Source organism: Exiguobacterium sp. s91, from assembly GCF_018618915.1.
Classification (GTDB): domain Bacteria; phylum Bacillota; class Bacilli; order Exiguobacteriales; family Exiguobacteriaceae; genus Exiguobacterium_A; species Exiguobacterium_A abrahamii.
The window spans coordinates 320375-327220 of sequence record NZ_JACSMZ010000002.1 but is presented as its reverse complement, the minus strand read 5'-3'; the positions used below and the strand labels follow the sequence as shown (position 1 = coordinate 327220).

The 6846-nt window shown below is 48.3% G+C and carries 6 protein-coding genes, 7 tRNA genes and 1 rRNA gene; all 14 read left to right on the top strand.

The window, feature by feature from the left end; genetic code table 11:
• Positions 1-88 (top strand): 5S ribosomal RNA (gene rrf, locus KNQ06_RS13110); the annotation flags it as partial.
• A gap of 11 nt (positions 89-99) precedes the next feature.
• Positions 100-174, top strand: a tRNA-Asn gene (locus KNQ06_RS13105).
• A 2-nt stretch (positions 175-176) separates the two neighbouring features.
• Positions 177-251: transfer RNA gene (locus KNQ06_RS13100), tRNA-Glu, on the top strand.
• A gap of 13 nt (positions 252-264) precedes the next feature.
• A tRNA-Thr gene (locus tag KNQ06_RS13095) sits at positions 265-337 on the top strand.
• A gap of 37 nt (positions 338-374) precedes the next feature.
• Positions 375-458: transfer RNA gene (locus KNQ06_RS13090), tRNA-Tyr, on the top strand.
• Positions 459-462: 4 nt separating this feature from the next.
• Positions 463-535, top strand: a tRNA-Lys gene (locus KNQ06_RS13085).
• 6 nt (positions 536-541) lie between these two features.
• Positions 542-613 (top strand) — tRNA-Gly (locus tag KNQ06_RS13080).
• Between the two features lie 9 nt (positions 614-622).
• Positions 623-698 (top strand) — tRNA-Ala (locus KNQ06_RS13075).
• A gap of 211 nt (positions 699-909) precedes the next feature.
• Positions 910-1818, top strand: coding sequence for an arginase (gene rocF, locus KNQ06_RS13070; protein ID WP_023466659.1), 909 nt, complete (start codon positions 910-912; stop codon positions 1816-1818).
• Between the two features lie 125 nt (positions 1819-1943).
• A complete protein-coding gene (sigW, locus tag KNQ06_RS13065; RefSeq protein ID WP_023466660.1) occupies positions 1944-2507 on the top strand; it encodes an RNA polymerase sigma factor SigW in 564 nt (187 codons plus the stop codon).
• A gap of 16 nt (positions 2508-2523) precedes the next feature.
• Positions 2524-3144 (top strand): anti-sigma factor, encoded by a 621-nt coding sequence (locus KNQ06_RS13060; protein ID WP_149426610.1) that lies wholly within the window; start codon positions 2524-2526, stop codon positions 3142-3144.
• A 79-nt stretch (positions 3145-3223) separates the two neighbouring features.
• On the top strand, positions 3224-4084 hold the full coding sequence (cdaA, locus tag KNQ06_RS13055) for a diadenylate cyclase CdaA (protein ID WP_050676886.1): 861 nt from the start codon (positions 3224-3226) through the stop codon (positions 4082-4084).
• A complete protein-coding gene (locus KNQ06_RS13050; protein WP_064300434.1) occupies positions 4084-5370 on the top strand; it encodes a CdaR family protein in 1287 nt (428 codons plus the stop codon). The genes cdaA and KNQ06_RS13050 overlap by 1 nt, the downstream gene beginning before the upstream one ends.
• A 29-nt stretch (positions 5371-5399) precedes the next feature.
• Complete coding sequence (gene glmM, locus KNQ06_RS13045; RefSeq protein WP_029343107.1) at positions 5400-6755, top strand: phosphoglucosamine mutase; 1356 nt, start codon at positions 5400-5402, stop codon at positions 6753-6755.
• The last annotated feature ends 91 nt before the right edge of the window (positions 6756-6846 follow it).

Sequence of the window (6846 nt, the reverse complement as noted above, 5' to 3'; positions counted from 1 at the left end):
CCGTTCCCATGCCGAACACGGAAGTTAAGCACTTGAACGCCGAAAGTAGTTGGGGGCTTCCCCCTGTGAGGATAGGACGTTGCCAGGCATTTAATTTATTCCGCAATAGCTCAGTGGTAGAGCAACCGGCTGTTAACCGGTAGGTCGTAGGTTCAAATCCTACTTGCGGAGCCAATGGCCCGTTGGTCAAGCGGTTAAGACACCGCCCTTTCACGGCGGTAACACGGGTTCGAATCCCGTACGGGTCACCATTATACTTTTTGTGCCGGTGTAGCTCAGCTGGTAGAGCAACTGACTTGTAATCAGTAGGTCGCGGGTTCGACTCCTGTTGCCGGCACTGTTTTTCTCAATTGTATAAGTTTCCTAGACAAACTGGGGGGGTAGCGAAGTGGCTAAACGCGGCGGACTGTAAATCCGCTCCCTCGGGTTCGGCGGTTCGAATCCGCCCCCCCCCACCATGTCGAGCCATTAGCTCAGTTGGTAGAGCATCTGACTTTTAATCAGAGGGTCGCAGGTTCGAATCCTGCATGGCTCATTTCTTGCGGAAGTAGTTCAGTGGTAGAATACGACCTTGCCAAGGTCGGGGTCGCGGGTTCGAATCCCGTCTTCCGCTTTTTCTTTTGGGGCCTTAGCTCAGCTGGGAGAGCGCCTGCCTTGCACGCAGGAGGTCAGCGGTTCGATCCCGCTAGGCTCCACCAATTTTATTTAAAGATCTTAAGCGAGTTTCGTTCGTCTTAAGTTTTTTTTATATGAAATGCCAAGCATAACCAGAGTACGTACGCAAGAACACCGTGATTCCCTTCACGGTGTTTTTTTGTATATTCATGCGTTTTTTTGTTGAGTTGAACCACTTGTTTGTTACCGCTTACAATATATGTAGAAGTGACTATGACATAGGGGGAATATCGTATGAACATTGCGTATATCAGCGTACCGTACCGTTATGGACAAGGAAAGCCGGGCACTGAACACGGACCTGCTGCTGTCGAAAAAGCGGGTCTACTCGCGACACTCGAAGCACGGGGGCAAGAAGCAGTACGCTACGGGGAAGCGGCTGTCTTATCCGAGGATGCGGTTCGAGAAGAAGATCCGAAGCTGAAACGTCTTGAAGGCGTCGTCCATACGACGAATGACTTGCATCTAATTGTACGTGATGCGTTATCGGAGCAACGTTTTCCGTTATTAGTCGGTGGTGATCACAGCATGGCGATCGGAACGATTGCAGGGTTACGTCAGACTGTACCACGTCTTGGCGTCATCTGGTTCGATGCACACGGTGATTTGAATACACCGGAAACATCACCGTCTGGCAACATCCACGGTATGCCGCTCGCTGTAGCCCTTGGGGAAGGACATCAGCGTTTAACGGAAGTCGGAGGAACAGATGTCAAGCTGCAACCGGAACATCTCGTCTTCATCGGATTACGTGACGTTGATCCAGGCGAACAAGAGCTGATTGATCGTCTTGGTATTCGTGTCTATGATATGGAAGCAATCCGAACTCGGGGAATGGACGCGATCATGGAAGAAGCGATTGCCTATTTGAAGGAAACGACGGATGCGTTCTATCTTAGCTTCGATATGGACGGTCTCGATCCATCACTCGTCGTCGGTACAGGAACACGTGTCGCTGACGGTATTTTCTTAGACGATGCGAAGACAGTGCTCCAGCATTGCGCAACGGCAGAAGACTTCATTGCAGCTGAATTCGTTGAAGTGAATCCGTTACTTGAAGAAGGAAACGGAACAGCAGAACTTGCGAATGAACTAATCGGAGATCTACTTTTGGCAATGGAAACACATCGCTTAGTAAAATAATGGATAGAACTTGAACTCTTTTCATCGGGGTTCAAGTTTTTTTTGTTACAATTTAAAAGGAGATGAAACATTTATCGGTCGACTTCGTATAAGAGATTGACCGCATAGAGCGGGGGGTATTCAAAGTGGAAGAAACGACACTACGCTTAATTGAGCGAGTGAAACAGGGAGACCGTGATGCATTCGCGGCACTTGTTGATCTATATAAGGAAGGTGCCTTTCTTGTGGCTTTCCGTGTCTTGCGCGATCGAATGGAAGCGGAGGATGCGACACAGGAAGCCTTCATTCGTGTATTTACGAAGATTGATTCGTATAATGCACAATGGAAGTTCCGGACTTGGTTGTACCGAATCGTCACGAACGTATCGATTGACCGATTACGGAAAAAGAAACCTGATTATTCTCTTGATGCTGAGATGTCAGGTACTGAAGGACTGACATTGTATTCACAACTCGAGAGCAAGGACACCTTGCCGGAGGACCAAGTGGTCGATAACGAGCAACGAAACGAAGTCGGGGACGCGATTGCGGCTTTACCAGAAAAATACCGTGTCCCACTCGTCCTGAAATATGTAGAGGATCTTTCGCTAAAGGAAATCAGTGAAATGATCGAATTACCTGTCGCTACTGTCAAAACTAGAATTCATCGTGGACGAGAAGCGCTGAAGAAGCATTTTGCCAAACGATGAGAAGGAGGAACTCACCATGTCACGAGAGCATGTACATGAACGGATCCAGGATTATTTAGACCAAAACCAACCACCTGAGGAATTCGAGCGATTAGAAGCAGAGTTACGAGAAGTAGACGCGATGGACGAGTTCGAAGAGTATCGACTCCTTGATGCTCGACTGCGTCAACTTCCAGCGCCCAAATTATCGGCAGATTTTACATCCCGCGTGCTGGCACAATTGCCCGACCAGGTGGATACGCCAAGCGCTGCTTTGCTGCACCAACCGCAACCGTCTCGTTTTGGAGGTAAGATGAAGCAGTACCCATTGCTCGCGGCAGCGGCTGTTTTCTTACTCTTGTCGGTCGGTAGCCTAGGTGGTTATATGGCACAAGAAGAACATGACTTATCCTATACGAATGCACCAGGTATCGTCGCTCAAAATGGCGAGGTCGTCGTCCCGAAAGGCGTCACGGTCGATCAAGATCTATATGTTGAAGGCGGGAACGTTCGAATCGAAGGGAAAGTCAATGGCGACGTCATGACCGTTGACGGGAAAGCGTACACGGCGAGTGCTGGTAGCGTGACCGGAGAAATCAAGGAAATTGATCAATTATTCGAACGCGTTTGGTACGGAATCAAGCGTCTATTTCAATAATCAGCTGGGACGAGTCGAACTCGTCCCTTTGTGCTATAATGGAAACTGTTTAAATCAGATGAGTTAGGGGGCACGGTTGGTGAATTACTTCAGCTGGCAACCACTTCAATTTCAATTGTTGAAACTGGGAGAAAACGTACATTGGTACGATTATATTAATGACGTGATTGATATTGCGGTCGTGACGTTCGTCATTTACCGTCTCATGATCATCGTCAAAGGAACAAAAGCAGTCCAGCTCATTAAAGGGATCTCGGTCATTTTGATCAGTTGGTTCTTGAGTGGCTTTTTTGGACTCAAAACATTGCAATTCTTATTGAATCAAATCATCACCTACGGGTTACTAGGGATTATCATTATCTTCCAACCCGAACTAAGGCGTGGACTGGAACACTTAGGACGAACGAGTAAATTCTTCTCACGTAGTGCCATCAGTGATGAAGATGAACAAGTTCGAATCGTCGATGCACTCGTATCGTCTGCTCAGTACATGTCAAAACGGCGTATCGGAGCACTCGTGACGATTGAACGCGAGACAGGACTGAGTGAATACGTGGAGACGGGCATTCCGCTCGGTTCACAAATCACGAGTCAGTTGCTGATCAACTTGTTCATTCCGAATACACCCTTACATGATGGTGCCGTCATCGTCCAGCAAGGCAAGTTAGCAGCAGCCGCGTGTTACTTACCGCTGTCTGAGAGTGCACATATCTCAAAAGAGCTTGGAACACGTCACCGCGCTGCCATCGGTGTCAGTGAGGTGACGGATAGCGTCACGCTCGTCGTCTCGGAAGAAACGGGTGGTGTCTCACTCGCCATCAATGGACGTCTGTACCGGGAACTCGACGAAGAATCCTTACGGACGAAGTTACTTGAGACGATCGTCAAGGCCGAACCGACGAATACTTCCTTCTTGAACTGGATGGGGGCGAAAAAATAATGTTCGAAAAGTGGTTCAATGAACGCTGGTTTTTACGCATCGTTGCCGTCGCCTTAGCCGTCATGTTGTATTTGATGGTCGCAGGTTCGAATACGACGGGAAAAAGTGATGCCGCTAGTCTATTACCGATCGCGGGACAAGGTTCGACGAAATTTGACGTGCCGGTCACGGTCCAGTATGATGAATCGCAGTGGGTCGCCTATAATATTCCAGATAGTATGGAAGTGACCGTCAAAGGGCCGTCGAGTAGCTTGACGATGCTCCGGCTCGTTCAGGATTTTGGATTATCGATTGATTTGAAGGGACTCGACCCTGGCTATCATCGTGTCCGTGTCACAGCAACCGGCTTCGGAAAAGATGTCGAGGTGACACCGAAACAGGAGACGATTGAAGTTTTCCTCGATAAGAAGATTACAAAGGAAGTACCGGTACAAGTCGCATTACTCAATAAAAACAAAATCGCTGAAGGATATGTCGCTGGAGAAGCGCAACCAAACCAACAAACTGTTGAAGTCACAGGAGGCGCGGAGAAGTTACAGGCGATTTCAGCAATCCAAGTACCGATCGATGTGACCGGTCGGGCAGAGACGTTCAAAGAGACGTTCAATGCTAAAGCGACTGACACGAACGGGAATACGATCAGTGCATCTTATCAACCGGAACAATTAGAAATCACAGTACCGATCTATAAGGAAAGTAAGACGGTACCGATTAATGTGAAGACAAAAGACAACGTCAAAAAAGGGTATACCGTCGTCAAGATCGTTCCCGTCACAACGGAAGCTCGTCTATATGGAACAAAAGAAGAATTAGAGCGCATCGGTTCTGTTGATACAGAAGCGGTCTCGCTCAAAGGATTGACGAAGACGACCGAAAAAACCGTCAAACTCGTCGAACCAGAAAACGCGACGGCGATGGATCCGACACAGGTCACCGTCAATATCGTCGTCGAAAAAGAAAATGCCAATTCGACGACAGAAACCGTCGAGGATCGAGCGGAGAAAACAATTCCGGGTGTGACGGTCACGTTGAATGGATTCGATGAATCAAAGTATACGATTGATTACAATCAAACGATTGATGTCGTCGTCCGCGGGAAAGAATCTGATTTAGCATCGATTGATGCGACGGATATCAAAGCGGTCATCGACGTGACAGGATTAAAAGAAGGAACGCATGGATTGCCGATCTCGTATCAGACATCAAAAGCCTTTGATGTCCTGCGTCCGGATAATATGGATGTCACATTAAAAGCAATTCCCCGGACATCGATTCCGACCAATTAAAACAAATTAGTGAAATGAGGAAATAACACATGGGTAAGTATTTTGGAACTGACGGCGTACGCGGCGTCGCAAACGTAGAATTGACACCGGAACTTGCGTATCGCCTCGGTCGAACAGGTGGTTACGTGTTGACGAAACACGAAAGCACACGACCAAAAGTCTTGATTGGACGCGATACACGTGTATCTGGTCAAATGCTTGAGAATGCACTCATCGCGGGTCTGTTATCAATCGGTGCAGAAGTCATGCGTCTTGGTGTCATCTCGACACCAGGTGTTGCATACCTGACAAAAACGATGGATGCGACAGCCGGAGTCATGATCTCTGCATCGCACAATCCAGTGGAAGATAACGGGATCAAGTTCTTCGGTTCAGACGGCTTTAAGCTCGATGACGCAACAGAACTTGAAATCGAAGCATTGCTCGATGAAGCAGAAGATACATTGCCACGCCCAGCCGGAAAAGAACTCGGCTTCGTTCATGATTACTATGAAGGGGCTCAGAAATATCTCCACATGCTTCGTCAGACATCGGATGAAGATTTCTCAGGTATCCATGTCGCGATCGACGGTGCACACGGGGCGACGTCAAGCCTCGCACCACGTCTATTCGGTGACTTGGAAGCAGAAGTATCAACGATCGGTACAACTCCGAACGGACTCAACATCAATGATGGTGTCGGTTCGACACACCCTGAACACCTTGCTGCCTTCGTTAAGGAAAAAGGCGCAGACGTTGGTTTATCGTTTGATGGAGACGGCGACCGCTTGATTGCAGTCGATGAGAACGGTGATATCGTCGATGGCGATAAAATCATGTTCATCTGCGGAAAATACTTGAACGAACTCGGTCGTCTGAAAGACAACACGATCGTCGCGACGGTCATGAGTAACCTTGGTTTCCATAAAACCGTCGAAGAAAATGGGATGACGGCGCTTCAGACAGCAGTCGGTGACCGTTATGTCGTCGAAGAGATGCGTAAGAACGACTACACACTCGGTGGCGAACAGTCGGGGCACATCATCTTCATGGACTACTCAACGACAGGGGACGGCATGTTGTCAGGCGTCCAGTTGTTGCAAATCATGAAAGCGACAGGGAAGAAGTTATCGGAACTTGCAGCTGAGATGCCGATCTTCCCACAACGTCTCGTAAACATCCGTGTTTCAGACAAAAATGGCGCAATGAGCGGTCCTGCCGTGCAGGCAATCATTGCTGAAGTCGAAGCAGAGATGGCGGGGAATGGACGGATCCTCGTTCGTGCGTCAGGAACAGAACCACTCGTTCGTGTCATGGCAGAAGCTCCGACACAAGAAGCATGTGATGCATACGTCGAGCGGATCGCGAACGTCGTTCGTGAGAACTACGCGTTACAAGAAAACTAAGTAGCCCGAAGCAGAGCGATTGCTCTGCTTCTTTTTTTACAATTATTTTAGAAAAATAGATTGAGATTTTTACAAAATATAGGGATTATAC